The organism is Flagellimonas algicola, from assembly GCF_005937185.1.
GTDB lineage: Bacteria > Bacteroidota > Bacteroidia > Flavobacteriales > Flavobacteriaceae > Flagellimonas > Flagellimonas algicola.
The window spans coordinates 1,832,586-1,852,107 of record NZ_VCNI01000001.1 but is presented as its reverse complement, the minus strand read 5'-3'; the positions used below and the strand labels follow the sequence as shown (position 1 = coordinate 1,852,107).

20 protein-coding genes are annotated in these 19,522 nt (G+C 39.2%); 8 read left to right on the top strand and 12 right to left on the bottom strand.

Translation table 11 applies throughout. The features are described 5' to 3' along the window. Nucleotides 1-2 precede the first annotated feature (2 nt). The 3 genes from FGG15_RS08070 to FGG15_RS08060 are packed head-to-tail and all read left to right on the top strand — an operon-like array spanning nt 3 to nt 4,263. Nucleotides 3-788 (top strand): hypothetical protein, encoded by a 786-nt coding sequence (locus FGG15_RS08070; protein ID WP_138835031.1) that lies wholly within the window; start codon nt 3-5, stop codon nt 786-788. Nucleotides 789-815: 27 nt separating this feature from the next. Continuing rightward, the gene (locus tag FGG15_RS08065) at nt 816-2,297 is read left to right on the top strand and encodes a DUF2779 domain-containing protein (RefSeq protein ID WP_138835029.1); all 1,482 of its coding nucleotides are present in this window, start codon (nt 816-818) and stop codon (nt 2,295-2,297) included. Between the two features lie 7 nt (nt 2,298-2,304). Further along, complete coding sequence (locus FGG15_RS08060) at nt 2,305-4,263, top strand: amidohydrolase family protein (RefSeq protein WP_138835027.1); 1,959 nt, start codon at nt 2,305-2,307, stop codon at nt 4,261-4,263. On the opposite strand, the gene FGG15_RS08055 is transcribed toward FGG15_RS08060, so the two are convergent. The 12 genes from FGG15_RS08055 to FGG15_RS08000 all read right to left on the bottom strand — a co-directional run bounded on the left by FGG15_RS08055 (nt 4,256) and on the right by FGG15_RS08000 (nt 13,429). Further along, nucleotides 4,256-5,185, bottom strand: a complete 930-nt coding sequence (locus FGG15_RS08055; RefSeq protein ID WP_138835025.1) for a ComEC/Rec2 family competence protein — start codon at nt 5,183-5,185, stop codon at nt 4,256-4,258. The genes FGG15_RS08060 and FGG15_RS08055 overlap by 8 nt on opposite strands. After that, a complete protein-coding gene (locus FGG15_RS08050) occupies nt 5,173-5,712 on the bottom strand; it encodes a hypothetical protein (protein WP_138835023.1) in 540 nt (179 codons plus the stop codon). The genes FGG15_RS08055 and FGG15_RS08050 overlap by 13 nt, the downstream gene beginning before the upstream one ends. Nucleotides 5,713-5,723: 11 nt before the next feature. Next, entirely contained in the window at nt 5,724-6,404 is a 681-nt protein-coding gene (locus FGG15_RS08045) for an N-acetylmuramoyl-L-alanine amidase (protein ID WP_138835021.1), read from the bottom strand. A gap of 23 nt (nt 6,405-6,427) precedes the next feature. After that, nucleotides 6,428-7,999, bottom strand: a complete 1,572-nt coding sequence (locus FGG15_RS08040; RefSeq protein ID WP_138835019.1) for an FAD-binding protein — start codon at nt 7,997-7,999, stop codon at nt 6,428-6,430. A gap of 11 nt (nt 8,000-8,010) precedes the next feature. Further along, nucleotides 8,011-8,367, bottom strand: coding sequence for a hypothetical protein (locus FGG15_RS08035; protein WP_138835017.1), 357 nt, complete (start codon nt 8,365-8,367; stop codon nt 8,011-8,013). 139 nt (nt 8,368-8,506) lie between these two features. Continuing rightward, on the bottom strand, nt 8,507-8,821 hold the full coding sequence (locus FGG15_RS08030; protein WP_138835015.1) for a hypothetical protein: 315 nt from the start codon (nt 8,819-8,821) through the stop codon (nt 8,507-8,509). 156 nt (nt 8,822-8,977) lie between these two features. Then, nucleotides 8,978-9,262, bottom strand: a complete 285-nt coding sequence (locus FGG15_RS08025) for a DUF2188 domain-containing protein (RefSeq protein WP_138835013.1) — start codon at nt 9,260-9,262, stop codon at nt 8,978-8,980. Between the two features lie 86 nt (nt 9,263-9,348). Further along, nucleotides 9,349-9,588: a GIY-YIG nuclease family protein gene (locus FGG15_RS08020; RefSeq protein WP_138835011.1), complete on the bottom strand. Its 240-nt coding sequence runs from the start codon at nt 9,586-9,588 to the stop codon at nt 9,349-9,351. A 265-nt stretch (nt 9,589-9,853) separates the two neighbouring features. Then, a complete protein-coding gene (locus tag FGG15_RS08015; protein WP_138835009.1) occupies nt 9,854-10,477 on the bottom strand; it encodes a hypothetical protein in 624 nt (207 codons plus the stop codon). Next, entirely contained in the window at nt 10,474-10,725 is a 252-nt protein-coding gene (locus tag FGG15_RS08010) for a DUF2188 domain-containing protein (RefSeq protein ID WP_138835007.1), read from the bottom strand. The genes FGG15_RS08015 and FGG15_RS08010 overlap by 4 nt, the downstream gene beginning before the upstream one ends. Nucleotides 10,726-10,796: 71 nt before the next feature. Further along, nucleotides 10,797-12,668: a CHAT domain-containing protein gene (locus FGG15_RS08005; RefSeq protein ID WP_138835005.1), complete on the bottom strand. Its 1,872-nt coding sequence runs from the start codon at nt 12,666-12,668 to the stop codon at nt 10,797-10,799. Between the two features lie 5 nt (nt 12,669-12,673). Further along, nucleotides 12,674-13,429: a hypothetical protein gene (locus FGG15_RS08000; RefSeq protein ID WP_138835003.1), complete on the bottom strand. Its 756-nt coding sequence runs from the start codon at nt 13,427-13,429 to the stop codon at nt 12,674-12,676. A 296-nt stretch (nt 13,430-13,725) separates the two neighbouring features. Here FGG15_RS08000 and FGG15_RS07995 point away from each other — a divergent pair, with 296 nt between their 5' ends. Genes FGG15_RS07995 through FGG15_RS20440 form a run of 5 tightly spaced genes read left to right on the top strand, consistent with a single transcriptional unit; the run spans nt 13,726 to nt 19,503 of the window. Further along, the gene (locus tag FGG15_RS07995) at nt 13,726-14,394 is read left to right on the top strand and encodes a TIR domain-containing protein (protein WP_138835001.1); all 669 of its coding nucleotides are present in this window, start codon (nt 13,726-13,728) and stop codon (nt 14,392-14,394) included. Next, nucleotides 14,391-15,104, top strand: coding sequence for a pYEATS domain-containing protein (locus FGG15_RS07990; RefSeq protein WP_138834999.1), 714 nt, complete (start codon nt 14,391-14,393; stop codon nt 15,102-15,104). The genes FGG15_RS07995 and FGG15_RS07990 overlap by 4 nt, the downstream gene beginning before the upstream one ends. A gap of 1 nt (nt 15,105) precedes the next feature. Then, entirely contained in the window at nt 15,106-16,449 is a 1,344-nt protein-coding gene (locus FGG15_RS07985; RefSeq protein ID WP_138834997.1) for a TRAFs-binding domain-containing protein, read from the top strand. Nucleotides 16,450-16,451: 2 nt separating this feature from the next. Next, nucleotides 16,452-17,606 carry a patatin-like phospholipase family protein gene (locus FGG15_RS07980; protein ID WP_138834995.1) on the top strand — a complete coding sequence of 385 codons (1,155 nt, stop codon included), beginning with the start codon at nt 16,452-16,454 and terminating at the stop codon, nt 17,604-17,606. Nucleotides 17,607-17,646: 40 nt separating this feature from the next. After that, a complete protein-coding gene (locus tag FGG15_RS20440) occupies nt 17,647-19,503 on the top strand; it encodes a thrombospondin type 3 repeat-containing protein (protein WP_138834993.1) in 1,857 nt (618 codons plus the stop codon). The last annotated feature ends 19 nt before the right edge of the window (nt 19,504-19,522 follow it).

Genomic DNA, 19,522 nt, shown 5'->3' with positions numbered 1-19,522 from the left:
TAATGGCGGGATTGGCAAAAACATATTCAAAAGAGATTATAAAAGAATTGGACATGATACCGGTTTATTTACCGGGCACTAAAATAGAACCCGGGGATATTATTACCTTTTCACATACCAATGTGCTTGGGAGGCCCCAACCTATAGGGAGTTTTAGGAAGGAAACCAATTTGATTCATACCTTGGGATTGGATTTACCCGTAGCTACAGATGATGGGTTAGGAGCTGTTCGGTTTTCGAGTAGAAACGGAGTAAGCATGGAGTTCAAGGCCGCGGCAGATGCCGGCAATGTGGGAAAAGGAGAGCTGAACGTATCCTTTACCAAGGAGGGCTCCACTTATTTGGCCGCAACGGGGCTAAGTGAATCCAGAATTGACGATATGGACAAGCTCAGAACCAGTTTGAACAAAATAAGAAACAAGTATACGGGGGATTGGAATAAATCCTTTATTGTAGTCTCCGTCCGAACAGCAAAAAAAGCGCTGGTGATGCAGTCCAATTCAAGTCAGGGATCCTTGACCATATCTGGTGAAACCCAAACCTTGCAGGTAGGTGCAGCAGGAGATATTAAAGGGGATTTGAAATTCGCGGTGTCCAGTTTTAAGGATGCCGCATTTATCAAAGACTGGAACGACGATGTGGAACTTTTTGTTGGCTTGGCGAGATATCGAAAACGATTTTTAGGAAGTTGGAAACTGGGCCATGGCTTTACCGAAACAAGAAATGTGGATTGGGAGATGGCTACGGTCTATCCGGATGAGTTGGATTTTGGTAACTCGGATTCATAAAACAATTGGAATTGTATGCTTTAACCTATGAATACGCTGACCAAAACTGATTTTATTCATTATCTGCGTTGCCCAGAGTCACTTTGGTTAAGCAAAAACAAACCCGAAAAAGCAAAACAGGACGAATATTCCCTTTTTCTACGGAAAATAATAGAAGAGGGATACGAGGTTGAATCCTACGCTGAACAACTTTTTCCTGAGGCCATTAAACTGCCTGATGATGGCAGCTTTGAAGACACCAGAGAAGCACTGGAAAAACCAAATTCACAATTTATTCAAGCCACCTTCAGCACGGAGAAAGGAGCACTTGCTAGGGTGGATATTTTAGAACGTTTACCGAACAACGCCTGGCATTTGTATGAAGTGAAATCCTCTACCGGCGTAAGTACCAAAAAAAGTCACAACCATATTTTTGACACCGCTTTCCAGAAGTATATTTTGGAAGAAAATGGTCTCCAAGTGGACAAGGTTTCCGTTATTCACTTGAACAAGGAGTACCTGAGACAGGGAGAAGTCCAAGCTTCACAGCTATTGGAAATATCGGAGGTCACCTCCCAAGTTAATACGGTCTATGAAACTATAGTTGAGCAAATTCAGGAAGCATTGGATTTCATAAACCTGTCTGAAATTGAGGAAGATAAATGTTCCTGTTTACGAAAAACGAGAAGCAACCACTGCGATAATTTTGATTATTTCAACGCCTGGTTGCCAAAGCATCCTATTCATGAAATAAAACGGTTAACCGAAAAGAAACTCAATGCTTTTTTGAATGCTAACCAGTTTGGGATATCAGAAATCCAGGAAGATGCTAACCTCAATGAGTCTCAAAAAGCCCAAGTGACTTCTTTGCAACAAGGAAAACCCGTAGTGGATTGGAATACTATTAAAACTCAATTGGATGCCCTTGTGTTTCCCCTCCATTTTTTTGATTATGAAACCTATGCCAGTGCTGTTCCCCAAATGGACGGACTACGCCCCCACGAACATATGCCCTTTCAAGTTAGCATTCACAGTATGGATGAGAATGGGAATCTAAAGCATTTTGAACATTTGGCAGATGACTTGGAAATGCCAGAGAAGATGCTGGAAGGTATGCAGGAATTCACAGGAACTGAAGGAACATTTATCAGTTGGCACGCCTCTTTTGAAAAGGGTAGGAACAATGCCATGAAACTTTGGCTTCCACAGTTCAGTGATTATTTGGACTATATAAACGACCATATGTTTGATTTGGAAACAATTTTTGCCAAAGACTATATAGACTATCAGTTTAAGGGTTCTTCCTCCATTAAAAAAGTACTTCCGGTTTTGGTCCCGGACTTGGATTATGGTGACTTGGAAATCCAAGATGGAACCATGGCCATGGATACCTGGGGCAATCTGGTTTCCTCCGGAAACCAATCATCAGATTTGGAGGAAATCCGAAATAGTCTTTTGGCTTATTGCAAGTTGGACACCCTTGCTATGGTTGAGATATATGAATTTCTGAAAAAGCACCTTGAAAACTAAACCCGTTATGCCAAAAAAACAGCTCATTAACTGCCATGCCCATGTGTTCACAGGAAACTTTGTTCCACCATTTTTGGCCAAGACCATAGTACCCTGGCCGTTATACTACCTAATTTATACCCCCATGGTAGTTGGTTTGGTCAAGCTATTTTTTAAAATCAAGCATGGAATTAGGTATTCAGATAAGATCCACAAGTTATGGATAGTACGTTTTTGGAAATTTCTAAAAAAAGTATTCCTAAGGATAAAATTTTGGGTTTTGGGTCATTATTTGGTTCGTATCCCCTTTCGGTTGGTTGTTTTTTGGATCAGCGCCATAGCAGTTATCTATTTGGTTGAATTTGTGGCCTTGATTCTTAAAGTGGATGAATTTGCAAACAAGTATTTCACGCTGATCCAGGATTGGCTGCAAGAGCACTATTTATATTTTGATTTGGAGGATTTCTATAGAATAATCTGGATTGTGGCAGTGCTATTGATTATAAAATCGAGCAGAAAACCCATACTTTTTGTTTTAAAGGGAGTTTTCCCTGCCATTAAAAAAGTGTTCAGTTCTTCCTTTCTTGATCTTATGCAGCGTTACTACCTATTGGGAAGGTTTGCCACCACCTATAAAACCCAAAAGGGCATAGCTGAAAGGGCTGTGCATCAGCTTCCCAAAGATTCGGGCATGGTTATTCTTCCTATGGACATGGAATTTATGAAGGCCGGTAAAACCTCTGCCTCTATGAGACAAAGGGAGATCGCCAAAAAGTATCAGGGTCAACCTATCGGGCAAGATCTCAACGATAGCTATAAATATCAAATGTTGGAACTATGGGATTTTGTAAAGGATGAAAATGGTGATGGCCCAAAAGACAGATATCATCCCTTTTTGTTCCTAGATCCCAGAAGAATCAAAGAAGAAGGAAAGAAATTTTTTGATTGGGAATGGGACACTCTTGAAGATGAAAATGGACAAAAAATACGGCGAATCAAGCCAAAGGAAGGATGTTTTGTGCACACCTATATGGAAGATTGTCGATTTAGTGGATTCAAAATTTATCCCGCTCTTGGTTATCATTGTTTTGATGAATATCTGCTACCTATTTGGCGGTATGCAGCGGAAAATCAGATTCCTATTATGGCACATTGCATTATGGGGACCATTTATTACCGGGGAACCATCAAAAATGATTGGCATTACCATCCCGCATTTTTGGATTACGATGGGGAAAATCCAAAGGTGTTGCCCGAAACCAAAAATGTTGACTTTCAATGGAATTTTACGCATCCGCTCAATTATCTATGTTTACTGGAACCCGATTTGTTCAAACGTACTTTGGAGGCCGTTAAAGAAAATGATAAAAGTAGGGCCCAAGATGCATTTTTGGTGGCCCCGGATTCTAAACAAAAGGAATTTGACTATTCATTGCTCCAGAACTTAAAGATTTGTTTGGCCCATTACGGGGGCGAGGAAGAATGGATAAGATATATGGAGCAGGACCGGACAGCATACAGCCAAAGATTGATGCGAGACCCATTGGAGGGCATAAAGTTTATGGAGAATGCAAATGGAGATTTTTCTTGGTATAAGCTTAATGAAGTATGGAATGATGCGGATTGGTACTCCATCATCAGTAGCTTGATGATCAGATATCCCAACGTTTATGCTGATTTAAGCTATATTTTAAGTAAGGAATCAGTATATCCGTTGATTAAATATACCTTGGAAAAGAATGAAGAACTGTCTCAGGTTTGTGAAAAATACCTTCTGGAGAGGGATATCCATGAAAGAGGCACTCCGTTAATTGGCAAAAATAAACTGCGTAGCAGAGTGCTTTTTGGAACCGACTTTTATGTAGTGCGTAACCACAAATCTGATAAAAACCTCTTTGTGGATTTGAAGACTCTTTTGGGGGATGAGGATTTTGATTTAATTGCCAAAGAAAACCCAGAGCATTATTTGGCTAGATCTTTCAAGTGATGAACTGCCCATGAACCTTGTTGAAATATTGGGCCTCCAATGTTTTACCGTTAGAAATAAATTGGATATTCTGATTTTGGTTTACCTCAGTTCTTAAAACATGAGTGCTATGTTCATCAAGTTGATTTATTACTTTCTCGGATGGATGGCCATATCTCCAAATATGGCTGCTTACAATGGCGCACTCTGTTTTTGCTGCAAGTTCCTGAGCAATAAAATCACCTTTGGTGTTTAAAAAACCATTTTTCGCTCCGTGGTGGGGTACTTTAAGTATATGGACCTTTTCAAGCTGGTTGATTTTGGTTTTAACCCTGTCATCCCTCCAAACACTTTGTTCCGCATCTCCGCCTAAAAGAAAATTGAAGTGTCCATGCTTGATGAGGATTATCAAGGAGTTGTTATTTTCCTTTCCGCTTATCTCGCCATCGAAGGGCCAAATTACCTCACATTCCACGCTTCCTTCGGAACTTTCAAATAAAACAGGACTAGTGCCAGCTGCCAGTGGAAGATCATGTTCAATTTTCCTAAACCACTTATGGGTTGTAAAACCATTCTTCATGGCTTGTACAAAGGGGGCTTGGGCACCCCATTTATTGTTTTTAAAGTAGAACAGCCGTCTTGCCCCATAATTTCGGATAATGTCCTTGAGGCCACCCATGTGGTCCGCGTGGGAGTGGGATATAAAAATATAATCAAATATATAGGAGCCTTTTCTTTCCAGAATTTTTTGACCTGTTTTTGCCTGTAGCCCGTCATCCTTCAATTCAAAATATCGTTTTAAAAAGGTCTGTGTAGGTTTAAACCTGCCACGATCATTGCAGTCAACAAGACCAAAATGAAGTTCACCCACATCATCGGTATATTCCAAAAAAATGGAATCCCCATTTCCCGCAGATAGAAATATAATCTTTAAATCGCCCATCGATTGTTTCTTAAATAGTTTTTGTAGGATGCTGATTCTTCTTCCATGTGATGTAGACAAAGAGGTTCGTAATCATCCCATCCATAAACCTCATCCGGATATAGGAGATTGGAAAGTTGAAAGCGTTTAGGTTTCAATCTATATATGCTTCCCCTAATAGTGTCCTCATTGGGCGCCACATCGAATTTGATTTTCTCGTATGGACATGTAACGTATTGGGTATCTATCATCAAATAGAGATAATCCATCGCTTCATTATATTGATCAATAATTTGAAATAGATTCTCAAATTTCTCGGCATTCGTGAAGTGATAATTCTTGTTTTGATCCTTTAAGCCAGCTATTATCAACTGGTCATAACTAAAAACTAACTTAAGGTGTTTCAAGGGTGAACTGGAATGTGTATTCCCACAATCACAGAGTAAATCAAAATCCAATTCCTTGATTTTCAAAACCCAGTAAATGAACCTTACATATTCAGGGTTTTCATGAAGATTATCGGTATCTAAAAATAGAGGTATTTCCATAATTGTATCATTTAACAACAAACATCCCCATCTATTACTTCATGACTTTCCACATCTGGATTAGACAGACGGTTTTCTGTGATTTTCTCAAAAGCCACCAAATCATCCATACCGCCATCCAAGACCATCTCTTTAAAAGTCTTCCAGGGAAAATCCACTCCTGGATCTGATCTTCGGGAAGGATCTAGCTTGGCATGTGATACCACATCCTCTATATTGGGATATTTGGACCAGCAGTACTTTACAATGTCTGCCGCCATCTTCACCTGCCAGTCTGAAAAGGGGTCATTTATCTGGGAGTTCACCAATTCAATACCTAAAGACCAATGATTGGTCTTGTTTTTTCCTTGGTTTACATCAGGGTGCTTAACAGAATTTCGAACATGCCAAGCTGCCAAGGTTTCTGGAACAGTGGCCCAAATAATTTGCCCGTGTTCCGGTTCATCCTCATCTGGGATCAACCAATGAAAACTTCCCTTTCTATCGCGCATCACGGAAACCGCACCAGCAGAGCTATGTCCTGCAGTGGCATGGATTACTATCCCTTTAATTCCCAAAATGGGATTGAAAATGCGTCTAGTGGTGCAGCGTTCCCAGTATTTTTTTACTCCGGGATACCAAACCTCTGGTATTTTGATAGTCTTGTCAAACTCTTTTTTTGGCAGCTTAAAATGGTATTCTTGAGGGTTCATTTATGTTGATTTAGGGTTGTAAACTATACGATTGGCCCATTTACTTTGTCCAAACCGCAGTCTTCGATGAATTTATTGTTGAAAATCTCCATAACTGGCGGTGCAAGGAGCTGATTTCGCGCATCAATCCAGGATTGTACTTGAATAGGGCCATACATATTTTTGACCCGGTTTTCGTTGAGGTTAAAATTGATTTTACCCCAGTGAAGGGTGTATGGGAGACCTTCTTGCTCAAACTTGTTCCACACCGCTTCATAGAACTGCCTGGCCTTGTTGCCATCCACCCCATCCATTTCTAAAACACAGGTATTTGGGAATTTGGTAAAACCTAAAGTAGCTTGGGTTCCCTTTACATAACGCAGGGACAATCCCCCGGGGAAAGGTTTTTGCTTGTTGACTTCTACAATGAGTTCTACCGCCTTTGGAGAATCTTCTATGGCGATTCCCATTGCGGCACTGGCCACTTTACCCCGGAACTTGGTGTAATTGAAAATTTCCTTTACCGTCCCTTGTATTGGAGGTTTAGCTTCAAAAGCCAATCCAAACATAGCATTCACCATAGCGGGAATCAAAAGACCAGAACCGGGCAGTCTGTCCAAAACAGTAGAGATTAGGCCCAAAAGATCATCCCCATAAGTGAAATTGTTGTCCCGTAACAGGGGAGGGTGTGGTACTACAGGTTTTTTGAACATATATTTTAAAAAGGCTCCTTTTGCAGGATTGTTGGCTTCAAATTTGTGCAGGTTAAAGAGGACTTCAAAATGGTATAAATCGCCGTTTTGTCCAGTTCCGACCAAGTTGAGGTCGGAAAAATCCAGTTGGGTCATGGCCTTCTTCAATTTTGCGTCAAAGGGAACCTGGGCCACCCTATGCTCTGTGAGCAAAAATTGAGGTTCAGTTTCAATCATTATCCCATGGATAAATCCAAAACTCCCAAAAGATACCAAGGCGGCATCAAAAAGTTCATCATCCCGCACCAAAGTGGCATCTAGCCAATCCACAAATTCTTGGGATGCAACTGGATAAGAGGCCCGTTCTAACCATACATGCGAGTTTGGCCCCGTAACCACGTGAAGTCCAACCACAAAATCGGGGATGGCTCCAACGGTAAATGCAGCGCCATGGGTACCCGTGGAAAGGGCGCCGGCAACCGTTTGTCCATTACTGGCGCCTGAAGCCTTGATGGATCTCGGCGGAAGTTTTCGGTCCAATCGGGTGTTGATTTCATTGATAATGGTTCCGCATTGGATGAAATAAAGGTCTTCCGGTTGGTTGGGGTAATTGGCATCCACATATTTGTTGGTCAGTGGAAAAGAAAAATTAAGTGAGGCGGTATCAATGAGTCCGCCTTCCGTTACGCCCACCTTGGTAAAAGACCACCCACTTCCCATGGCCCGAAGTCTTATGTTATTGTTTAAAGCATGTTGTATGAGCCATTGGAAGTTTTGGGTGGTTTTCCGGTAGCGTTCTTTATGGGATTGGCCTGCCGGATTTCTTAATTTGAAGGAAGCATTCTGTATCAAATTATGCGTAAAGTTCTCGTGCTTGTTGGTCCACTGTTGAATGGGTAACTGGGTAATTCCGTCTGGTAGCATGGCAAGTTTTTTTATTGATCTAGATTGCCTTCGCCTCCCTGGGGTCTGGCGCATCCGTAAATGGCGGTTCTATGGTTTACAATTCCGAGAGTTACAAGACTCAGTAAAAAATCTGTAAATGAGGTTTTTACCACGGTCCAGGACATGGCCCTTTCCGCACAAGGGCAAACAGTATTTGCAATATCCGGATTGGCACTTACCATTTTGGTACTTCCGGGGGCTACGCCCCACCAATAGATCCAACTGGATTTGCGCTGGCACTCCAAATTTTCAACACTATCTTGATAGGGACTGGCTTCAATACGCGTGCTTACACAAGAGGATGTGAAAAGCACGGTAATCAATACAAAAAGGATGCTTTTATTCATGATTTCAAGGTTTGGCTAAATGAAAGCGTGTTCTTTAAATTAAGACTAAAAGCCTTGAAATACAGTAAGATATGTGTGAATTGTAGGTTTTAGTGTATAATCTTACAGGAATATTCTTTAACTGTAAAAACTACTGGATTTATTCTGGAATACGCTGCTTCATAACGTCCAAAAACTCCCCTTCTTCAAAAGGAATCAGTTGGGCGGCCATCTCCAAAACCGACTTAATGTGCGTGTCCGGTTCCAAGATATGTTCATGATTGCTCGAGTTGGGATTGTCCAAGGCCAAAATACAGACATTAAGGAGCGACTCCAACTTAAAAAGTAGCTCTATATAGCTCCTAACTTGCAGATTGGGGATGCTAAAACCCTTTTTTTGGGATTGTAGGGTACCAAAGTAGGCTTCAATGGGGAGGTCAAGATTGTCCAGATTGAGTTTTTTCTTGTTTTTCATGGAAAATGATTTGGGATTGAATTCAAAAGAAAAGAAAAAATTGGAGAATTCCGCGGACGATAGTCCGCGTTAAGCTAGTTTTTACGTTTAATTTAAAAATATTGATTCTGATCAAAGACCATGCTTGGGTCAAGATTTATAATAACCTAATCAATATTAGTCGTCATAACTAATTCGCTCTCGAATACCTCCACTTGCTCTATGGATAATAACATCTGCCTTGTATTTTTTGGCCAGACTTTTGGCTTTACGAATCGCCGTACTTTGTTTTCTGTGTTTGCTTGTTACGCGTTTGTTGCCCTCACGACGCACGGCCCAGCCTTTTTCAAAGGGCACCACATGTTGATGCCACGTACGGCCTCTTTTGTTGCTCGCCTTACTGTTGATAAAAACCTCAATGAGGTCGATTAGGATTCGTAACCAAGATTTTCCTTTGGACATGGGAGTAATTGATAATCTCGAAGATAATGGTAATCAGTCACTTTCTAATAAACCCCGCCTTTGCTTCGCTCAAGCTTCGGAGCGAATCAAATTAAACGTTTATTCCGAAAAGCAATGCCGGAACCGGATTTGAGATATTGTTCAAAGGCAATAGCCTTGTATTTATCTGTAAAAACTATGTAGGTGGTCAATTTAAAGGGTAATCGCTGTTTTGTAGATTTTACTTTGCCCGCGTTGTGTTCGGTGAGCCTTCGGCTTAAGTTGTTGGTAAAGCCTGTATAGAACTTTCCATCAATGCATTTAAGAATGTAAACCGTCCATTTCATACCAAAAAAGTTGGGTCAGGTTACGGTGGACGGGTCCACCGAAGCCCGAGTATTCAGAATTAAAAAGGAGGTTGAAAAAGTAAAAAAGAGCCCTCCGAAGCTTTGAGCGCAGCGAAAAGCGAAGGAGGGCGAAGGTGGAGCCGGGGAGACCAGAACCTATCTTTCAAAACCCTAATAAACAAAGGCTTCTCAAACCTTCAAGAGTTTATGCTCACCGAATAGGTGGCTTTTTATAAAATTTATGGACAGAAAAATTAAATATTATTTAATTTTTGGGTCTATCCGTTAACCATTCTTGAATATATTTGATATAGTCCGAATATGGCATTTCTTTAATTTCACCTTGACTATACCCTCTTTTGTTTATTAAGATATCATATGAGTCACCAGTAAACTCTGTATAAACTTGCCAAATTCTATTGGCGCTAGAAATTATCTTTTCATTACGAGATGCCACCCAATTTCTTAGTCTTCTCAAAGCAATTTCAGGATTATTTTCATGTGGCTCTACATCATATCCAGATAGATCTGAAATTGCCTTTTTATATCTATGCCGTTCGGAATCAAGAATCAAGAAATTTTTTTCTTTGAGTTTACCAATTCCAAATATTAGACTACCAAAATCCAAACCTAGTTCAAATGGCATATTAAACCTAGCTAATTTATTAGGCTCCAAAAACTCCATTTTTGAAATATCATGAATGCTATATTTAGAATTCCGCATCAACTTTTCTATTCTGAACATGCGCGGAATATTTCCATTTTCTGTTTCAGCAATCATAGGCTTATATCCGAAAAAAACACTGCCAAAAATTAGAACCCTCAATATAGGCTTATAATCATCAGAAAAAGGACAGTTGATGAAAATATTTGAGTCAAAGTTACTCAAACAGTAATAAAGTTTTCTATGGAGCCATCAGGTTGGTGAATTACCAAGGCCTCAGATTTATGAAGATCAAATAGTGCTTTTGCTTTTGTAATGGCAGCCGCTTTAGAATCATGAATTGATGATGCTCTTGAAGCTCCTTCTTTGAGAAGTACCCACCTGCCACTTCTGTGAAATACATGAAGCTTGTTACCTGTTGGGCCAGCATTCCTAAAATCTTTTTCTATTGCTTTTACAGTAGCTCTTGTCATAATTCTAAAATAACCTTTTTTTCGAAATAGTACAATAATTATTCCAATTTCTTTTTGTTTAGTAATTTCATCTAGTAAACCAAAAAACTAAGTATTTTTTTGATAAAGTCCTGTTCATTGGCTAAAATATTCTCGGGAATTCTAAAATTACTGTTATTCCACCAGTTACTATAACGCTCAATTTGTAAATAAGTTGAATTTACATGCTCTTTTTTGCCCAATTTTTTTGCGTTTTTAGTAAGTTCTAAGGCAAACTCCAGAATTTCATCCCTGTGTGAATCGGTCACTGTATTAGGGTTCAATACATAAAGTTCAATCAAAGTTCCATAGGGCCATGTGGCATTAGGAGTGATTTCATTTTTTGCCGCTCCTCGTGCTGCATACCAAAAATCTAAATCATCTTCATTTAAATGCCCCTCTAAAACGGTCTTTAAGCTTAGATACTGAACAATACTCCAATGATGGGAACGGTTTTTCTCTGCAGCCTTTTTATACCATTCTTTTGCCTCGTTTAAATACTCCAGTTGGTTGTTGCTAGTATCACTATCCAGAATATTTCCCTCTTTCAACTCAACTTCGGTAAGACGTTTGTAAGCACTTCCTAACAAGCCTGCATATTCTAAGAATTCTTTTTCTTTTACCTTTTTTTCTTGTATCTCAGTAACTTCTTTATTTAAAACTTTTATTGATTCCCTTATCTGATATTTTACCCTCTTAAAATCATTATTGTTCTCAAATATGGTTTCTTTATTTGCACTATCCCTAATATTATTTAGAATAGCTAATTGGCATTTGGTTTTATGATTTAAGAGCTCATATTCATATGCCGATGATAAATTCATATAGCTCAATAGGCTGATCCAATCATGACTATCCTTATGGGGTTTTTTATTGTATAAATCTGTTCGTATATCCAGCAAGATTTGCCTAATATCATCACCTCGAAACAATCGCTTGTAAAGAGACTTTGTAACCATAGTGGAGCCCTCCATTGAAAGTGGAAACTGAGAGCCTATCACAATCGGCACACCCAAATTGAAGGTAACTTGTAGCGGGTTTCTGTCTGGGAGAGCCCCGTTTGTAAAATTGGCACCATCGCATATCATATAGTTAACCAGATAGGGTAGGTCTTTTGAACTCAACCCTTCAAAAATGGATTTAATTTCTTCGGCAGAAGTGGATTTATAGTTTTTGGGATCCACTTTTTCCGTGTTGAATGCTACTCCATATTCGAACTCACTAGGATGATCTTTATCCAGTCGTAAAAGCCCATGAGCCAACAAATGGATATGGGTATACTGGTCTTTTTCGGCAGCTGCCTGTAAAATAGTACTCTTAAATTGATCAAAAGTTGGATTTTCCAAAACTTTCAATCTTTCCTCTCCTCCTCGATTTTTTAAAGCGGATTTAATTGCTGTCTTGTGAAACTTATATGGTACCTCCTTGAATAAAACATCAGTTTTATTATAGGGGGGAGTTACATAGGCAAAAAGCACTCTAGGAGTTTCCGGTATGTTCTTATTTAGGTCTTTTGCGTTCCTATCATTCCGAGTCAAAAGTTGTCCACCATTTCTTTTTGAGATAAATCTTGGAGTATCGTTTTCATCAAGCAATAATTCAAAAGGAATTAATGCCAGTTCCGAAGGATTTAAGAAAACTTCCAGGTGATTTATATCTTCTGTAATGTCAACCGAATCAATAAAAAATGATTTTAGTGAATCACTTATTTCCTTGATGACTGAAAGCTTTTGAGATTCTATTACACCTTTCTTGTAAGTCAGGGTGTCCCTAAGCTTTCTTGATAATGCCTTGTGATCTTCTGATGTTCTTACCTCTCTGAGGGCGTTTTTGTCCCCCACTGTAAGGAGGTAAGGCTTATTTTCTATCAGAATTCCGGTTTCTAATTTGTCATAGCGGAAGTATTCTATCTTTTTGGTTATCATTGACTTTAGAAATCGTCTTCTAAATCTTCTTCTGAATCGATACCCAAATTATCTTCAAAAAGTATATTGTTTTCGGTTACCTGATCCGCTGCCAGTACATTGATTTCACCGCTGAGCCAATTCAATTTGAAAAGTTTGATACCTATTACCCCGGATTTACCAATTGCATCAAAGGTGCTGTTGTTAGAGGAGGTATAGCTAAAACCACCTTCCACCTTGCCTCCATCAATTTGCTCTAGAATTTCTGCGCTGGCATTCAGAATAAATTCTGAACCCGCTTCTCTAGCACATATGACCAAACATTGATTGCCAATATAAGTGCCAAAAACAACTTTATACTTTTTTTTCCAGTCCGATTTTGTAGCCAGGGCAAGGGCGACTTCTCTTGCATTCTCAATTTGGGTGAGTGAAATTTCGTCCGCCTTTAAAACAATAGAATTCTTTTTGCTAAACTCAAATTTTAAAGAAGCATCAGCGTCTCCCAAATCGGCAAAAGAAGCAACCAACTCTCCGTCGATATTAAATTTAAGTGATTTGGTTCCTTCAGAAGAAAAATTTAGATTCTTCAACTCCGGACTGGTTTTGATATCTAGCGGTATATCGGGATAATCCTTTTTAATATTTCCTACAGGTTCAAATACTCCCCCTCTAAAAAAACCATAGCTGCCTATTTCGATAATATTCGTTACAGGCCACCATGCTCCATGTGCTCTTAATTCTTTTCTTAAGACCTTTTCATAACTTTTGGCTATACCACTCATTTTTTAAATTTTTAGATTAAAAATTAATGCTTAGTCTTTAAGGAATTAAATCCCAAAAAAACTGGAATCCTAATACGAAAATTGGGGGAAGAAACTTATGTCAGTTAAAATAAGAAAATTACTAATAAAAAAGGTGTTTTTAACTAAAAACATATTGGAATTATACGAAAATTAATGTACTTTGATACTTATTCCAAGGAGGCTTTGGCGTAACTTGGTAGTTATTTGATCTTCCCCCATTTGTAACTAGCATATAGCAAGTGTTGGTTTCGTAATTGCAATTTTTAAGAAGCACTATGGAAAGTATTTTTCTTTCGCACCACTTCGACAATGAGGTTGAACCCGTGGTAGAAAGTTTCACCCGCCTGATAAAGAGTCATGATTTAGAAGTAATCGATGGCAAAAGACTGCAAGGTGAGCTTGTAGAAACGAAAGTCAGGGAACTTATAGCGGACTCAGATGCCGTTGTGGTTTTTTTGTCCAAAAGAGAAGAGGGAAAAACCAATGATTGGGTTAAACATGAACGTTCAGTTGCTCAAACATTAGGCAAGCCTGTGGTTGCGATTATTGAAACTGGAGTTTTGAATCCACCTCAATTTAGCGGTTATGAGACCATGGAATATGACCCAAAGAACTTAGTTAAGACCGTACTTGAATTGTCGGAAAACATATACGGTTGGAAAGAGGGCTTTGGCAGAAGAATTAAGGCTTCATTAGAGCCTAATGAAATTGTCAATACCGTAATGGAAAATTATGGAAGAGAAGAATTGGTACAATATCGGTTTTATCGAAAGGGCTCTTGGAGTGCTTGGAAGGAGGCAACAATATTAAGGATGCCAGCGGGTCCAATTTTAGAAATGAATGGAATGACGGAAGACGCGTTGGTGGAAATCCAGATAAAAACACATAATCAAGTATGGACATCGGAAACTGTAAATTCTAACTTGAGAATAAAGGTATTATGAAGTATTCAGAAGAATTTAAAATTGGTCAAAGCTCAGATAAAAACCCTAAAATTAAAGACTACTATAAGTGGGCTATTTGGATTGAGCCAGGCACTAATGAACTTTCTGAAATTGAATCTGTTGAATATTTGTTGCACCCAACATTTAAGCAACGAATTCATATTATTACAGATCCGGGCACAAATTTTCGATTGGAATCCCATGGTTGGGGCGAATTTTTAATTGAAATTATGATAGTAAAAAAGAATGAGGAAAAAATTGAATTGACCCATTGGTTAACTCTGGGTGAAAACTATACCACAGTTCAGGAAGAGGATGAAAATGCAGATTTGGAAGGGAAGAAGGTGTATATATCCTATTCCAAAATAGATAGCAAAATGGCGAAAGCCTTAGAGTCGTTATTAACCGATTTGGGCATGTTGGTTACTACCGGATCAAATTATCAGGCAGGAGTACCTATTGAAGATTATATAGAAAACGCCATTTCCTTAGCAGATTTGGTCATTAATATAAATTCTGACAGGCCCACAGCTTGGCACCAATCGGAGCTAAAATTTGCACAGGAAAAATCAAAAGAAGTTATTTCAGTTGGAAATATTTTAAATACCGAAGAGATAAAGTCTTCGATTAGTACCAGAAATTTTTCAGAACACACTTATGGTACAAAGCTAAAAACTGTGGGCAAAAATCTTAAAAACTTGAAATTTTAAAATGAAACCACTCTGTTTTGTACTTATGCCCTTTGGTATAAAAGTCGACAAAAAAGGTCGCAGTATTGACTTCAATCAGGTGTATGAGCTATTGATAAAACCTGCCATTGAGGTTTGTAATTTAGAACCCATACGTGCTGATGAAGAACTATTGGGAGGTACCATTCATACTCCAATGTTTGAGCGTTTGATTCTTTGTGATTATGCCATTGCAGATTTAACTTCCTTAAATGCCAATGTTTTTTATGAGTTGGGACTTCGACATGCTATTAAGGCGCACACGACCATTCCCATATTTGCATTTGATACAGACCTTCCATTTGATTTAAAGATGCAACGGACATTACCTTATAATTTGATCGATAATGGTGAATTGTCAGAAACAGAGGATGACAGGAATAAACTCGTCGAACACCTAAAGTATTGTATAGCGAATAAACATACGGATAGTCCCGTTTTTCAATTGATTGATGGGTGGCAGGTTTCACACAACTTATCCCGTGAAAAAACCGATGTGTTTCGAGAACAGGCAGTCTACGACAACGACCTAAAAGAAAAACTTTCTAATGCCAGAATTACTGGAAATGATGCTGTACTCAACATGGTGGAAGAACTCAAGCCCATAAATGAAAAATCTGTGGGGGTGGTCATTGATTTGTTTTTGTCTTTAAGGGGAATATCAGCATGGGATTCGATGATAGAATGCTACGAAGACATGGACAAACCGTTACAAAAAACGAAGTTGGTACAAGAGCAGCTAGGTCTAGCACTAAATAGAAGCGGGGCATCAGAAAAAGCTCAAATAGTATTGGAAAAGGTTTTGGAAGAATATGGGGCCGACCCCGAAACAAATGGCATTTTGGGTCGTGTGTTCAAGGATTTACATAAAAAAGCAAAGAATGAGGGAAATCGCTTAAAGTCAAACGCCTATTTGACCAAAGCCATTAAAAGTTATAAGGAAGGTTTTGATGCTGATTGGCGTGATGCCTACCCCGGAGTTAACCTGGTAACCTTGTTAGAGCAAAAAGGGGATGAAGAGGAATTAAAACACTATTTACCCATAGTACAATTTGCCAATAAACGAAAGATGGAATCAAGCAAGCCCGATTATTGGGACCTTGCTACGGAAAGTGAGCTTTATGTACTGGGGAATCAATATGATGAGGCTTTTGAGGTGATATCTGAGGCGATTGCGTTAATTCCGCCAAATGAAGGATGGATGCTCGAAACAACCCTAAATAATTTTAGAATAATTCTGGACTCAAGAAAAGAACGGGGTAAAGAAGATCAACAATTGGAATCCTTGATTTTGGAAATTGAGAATTCTGACAATCCTAAACCTTAGTTATGAAAAAGACCCTCACAGAGCATTTAGACCCTTCCAATGGTACTAAACGAATTTTGTCCCTTGATGGTGGTGGCATAAGGGGTGCCCTGACCCTAGGCTACCTAAAGAAAATGGAAACTATTCTGCGGAAAAAGTATGATGATGATTCTCTGCGCTTGTGTGATTATTTTGATTTAATAGGGGGAACTTCAACTGGTTCCATTATTGCTTCGGGGTTGGCCATTGGGATGGAAGTGGATGATATTGTTACGCTTTATATGGATCTTGGAGGCAAGATTTTTGGCAAAAAACATAACTGGTGGAAACCATGGGAGACTTTCAAATATCTAAAGGCCGAATACGATTACTCAGAGCTTGCCAAAAGCCTTTTAGCCACTTTCAAGAATGAGGTCACTGGCGCACCAATATTGATGGGCGGACCGGAATTAAAAACCGGTTTATGCATTATCGCCAAACGGGCCGATACCAACAGTACTTGGCATATAATGAACCATCCCAAAGGAAGATTTTACAATTCGGAGATTGGGGTAAACAAGGATATTCCCTTATGGCAAGCAGTAAGGGCTAGTAGTGCAGCACCAACTTATTTTGTCCCCCAAATGATTGAAGTAGGGAATGGCGAAACCGCGGCCTTTGTGGATGGTGGGGTGAGTATGGCCAACAACCCATCTTTGGCCTTGTTGATGGTGGCCACATTGAAAGGATTTCCATTTCAATGGGAAATGGGTGAGGATAAATTAGAGGTGGTCTCCGTAGGCACAGGCTACAGCGTTTTTTCTAAAAAAACGGATGATATTGAAGATAATTGGATTCTTAGTTGGGCAAAAAGTGTACCTGATATGTTGATGCAGGATGCTAGTTGGCAAAACCAAATACTGATGCAGTGGTTGTCCAACTCCCCAACGGCGTATGAAATTGATTTACAAACCGGTAAAATGGAGGGCGACTATGTTGGGGGTAGACCTTTGATCAAATATTTACGCTACAACTTTCCCTTGACAGTTGCCGATTTGCAAGCTTTGGGCATAGAAAAGAACTATACAGAAGAGGATGTGGAAAGCCTTATTGAAATGAGCAATGCAGAGAACCGTTTTGAACTTTTTAATATTGGAGAAAAAGCGGCGAAGGATGTTTTGGAAGAACATTTTCAATAAGTTAAATTCTTATTTTTACTGATAACAAACCAAGCACAAATTGAAAAAACTTACAACTAGGGGTACATTAATTTTTATCATACTTCTTTTTGCCATTTTATTGGTGGCATTTTTTATTTATTTCTTGTCATTATATCAAGATAAGAAGCTGACAACTGCAAGCTTAAAACAAGAGAAGAATCTAGTGATTGAGGATTTAAATAGCTTGAAGTCAGAGTATGACAAGGCAATCTTAGAAAGCAATGCAACGAACGAAGAGTTGGTTGCTGCACGTGATAACTTAGCAAAGTATATCGATTCGGTTCAGACCATGAAAGCCGATATTGCCTCATTATCACGATATAGAAGACAAGTTAGCGTTCTTAAGGCCGAAAGGGAAGAATTGTTACGGAAAGTTGATTCTTTGACTACATCAAATACGCTTCTTAGTATGCAACGGGATAGCACTTTTGTGGAACTTGAGAAGCAAACGGTTTTCAACGACTCTTTGGTTGTTCAAAACACCCAATTGGCCGATGCTATCGAAAGAGGGTCAGCTTTAAACCTTTCGACATTCACTATTGATGCAGTTAGAGAGAGAAACAGCGGAAGATTGGTTTCTACCTCAAGGGCTGGAACTACAGAGAAGCTAAAAGTTTGCTTTACAGTAGCAGATAACGTTATTGCCGAAGCTGGAGACCGGGAATTTTTTATTGAGCTATTAGATCCCCAAGGCAATGTTTTGGGAGAAAGCTATACAAAAACAGATGAAGACGGCGCCTCAATAGCATACAGCAAGGGCACTTTCTTCTACTACGAAAATAGTTCTTTGGATGTCTGCGATTACGTTAATAGACCAGTTGGCGGTTTTCAAGGTGGAAAATACATGGTCAATGTTTACGATGATGGATTACGCCTTTTGGGGTCTTCAAAATTCACACTAAAGGGAACACAAAGTGTTTCCAATAGGCAGGATACAGATGGCGATGGCATATATGATAAAGATGATCCCTGTCCAGAAATAGCTGGGCTTGAAGGTTTAAATGGATGTCCAGATTTTGATGGTGATGGGGTTGTTGATGGTTATGATGCTTGCCCAAATGAAGCTGGCCCTTCTGAGAACAACGGTTGTCCTTGGGCCGATAGTGATGGCGATGGGATTGATGATAGCATTGACTGGTGCCCTAACATAGCTGGTTCATTAGGGAATAATGGATGTCCAGAATCAAACATGAACTCAAATAAGAGCATTCTTAATGCTCCTCTTAGCAGTCTTTCACCTGAAACAAGGAGCTTAAAACAATTTCCATGGCCACCACCGCAATATTCCAAGCGTATTGTTTTACATTCAAGCTATACACCACTAGAAGATGTAAATGAATGTGATAATCTTGGTTGCGTCACTAAAATAGTTACTAATGCTCTTGATAAAAATGATTATGAGCATAGTTTTTATCTGATATCAAAAGATGGTAAATTTAAAGGTTACGCGATTGCTGCCTTATGGGAAGAGTTTGACAAAGAGGATGGTAGTTTAATTAGGGAGGCTGAAACCGGGAAATCTATTTTCACTTTGATAAAGGAAACCAAAGAATGGAAGAACCTGATGTCATTAGTTATGGGAAGAGAAGGATACTTTAGGGTTATAGTTTTTGCCATAACAAATTTGAATGATTATACTCGAGGCAAAACTATGTCTGCTGACAAAGTTGAGGGTCTTCCTGGAGGTGGTAGCCCAGCAATTTCAGCCGAAATAGAGTCAGAACCTTTTTCAAATAGGTATAGGATAATCGCATATGTTTATGCATATAAAATTAAAGAGCCATCTTTTAAACCTGAAGATGAAGAATTGTATAAGAATTTGTCGGCTAGGAAACACTTAAAAGGGGCCCAGTTAGAATTACTATTGCCAGATTAGTGTTTATCACAAACTTATG

Excerpts from the sequence above, each read along its gene's own strand:
- FGG15_RS08030 (WP_138835015.1), bottom strand. The coding sequence starts at position 8,821 with ATGAAAAACAAGAAAAAACTCAATCTGGACAATCTTGACCTCCCCATT.
- FGG15_RS08005 (WP_138835005.1), bottom strand. The coding sequence starts at position 12,668 with ATGATAACCAAAAAGATAGAATACTTCCGCTATGACAAATTAGAAACC.
- FGG15_RS08060 (WP_138835027.1), top strand. The coding sequence starts at position 2,305 with ATGCCAAAAAAACAGCTCATTAACTGCCATGCCCATGTGTTCACAGGA.
- FGG15_RS07980 (WP_138834995.1), top strand. The coding sequence starts at position 16,452 with ATGAAAAAGACCCTCACAGAGCATTTAGACCCTTCCAATGGTACTAAA.
- FGG15_RS07985 (WP_138834997.1), top strand. The coding sequence starts at position 15,106 with ATGAAACCACTCTGTTTTGTACTTATGCCCTTTGGTATAAAAGTCGAC.
- FGG15_RS08055 (WP_138835025.1), bottom strand. The coding sequence starts at position 5,185 with ATGGGCGATTTAAAGATTATATTTCTATCTGCGGGAAATGGGGATTCC.
- FGG15_RS08035 (WP_138835017.1), bottom strand. The coding sequence starts at position 8,367 with ATGAATAAAAGCATCCTTTTTGTATTGATTACCGTGCTTTTCACATCC.
- FGG15_RS08025 (WP_138835013.1), bottom strand. The coding sequence starts at position 9,262 with ATGTCCAAAGGAAAATCTTGGTTACGAATCCTAATCGACCTCATTGAG.
- FGG15_RS08020 (WP_138835011.1), bottom strand. The coding sequence starts at position 9,588 with ATGAAATGGACGGTTTACATTCTTAAATGCATTGATGGAAAGTTCTAT.
- FGG15_RS08040 (WP_138835019.1), bottom strand. The coding sequence starts at position 7,999 with ATGCTACCAGACGGAATTACCCAGTTACCCATTCAACAGTGGACCAAC.
- FGG15_RS08045 (WP_138835021.1), bottom strand. The coding sequence starts at position 6,404 with ATGAACCCTCAAGAATACCATTTTAAGCTGCCAAAAAAAGAGTTTGAC.
- FGG15_RS08050 (WP_138835023.1), bottom strand. The coding sequence starts at position 5,712 with ATGGAAATACCTCTATTTTTAGATACCGATAATCTTCATGAAAACCCT.
- FGG15_RS08010 (WP_138835007.1), bottom strand. The coding sequence starts at position 10,725 with ATGACAAGAGCTACTGTAAAAGCAATAGAAAAAGATTTTAGGAATGCT.
- FGG15_RS07990 (WP_138834999.1), top strand. The coding sequence starts at position 14,391 with ATGAAGTATTCAGAAGAATTTAAAATTGGTCAAAGCTCAGATAAAAAC.
- FGG15_RS08065 (WP_138835029.1), top strand. The coding sequence starts at position 816 with ATGAATACGCTGACCAAAACTGATTTTATTCATTATCTGCGTTGCCCA.
- FGG15_RS07995 (WP_138835001.1), top strand. The coding sequence starts at position 13,726 with ATGGAAAGTATTTTTCTTTCGCACCACTTCGACAATGAGGTTGAACCC.
- FGG15_RS08000 (WP_138835003.1), bottom strand. The coding sequence starts at position 13,429 with ATGAGTGGTATAGCCAAAAGTTATGAAAAGGTCTTAAGAAAAGAATTA.
- FGG15_RS08070 (WP_138835031.1), top strand. The coding sequence starts at position 3 with ATGGCGGGATTGGCAAAAACATATTCAAAAGAGATTATAAAAGAATTG.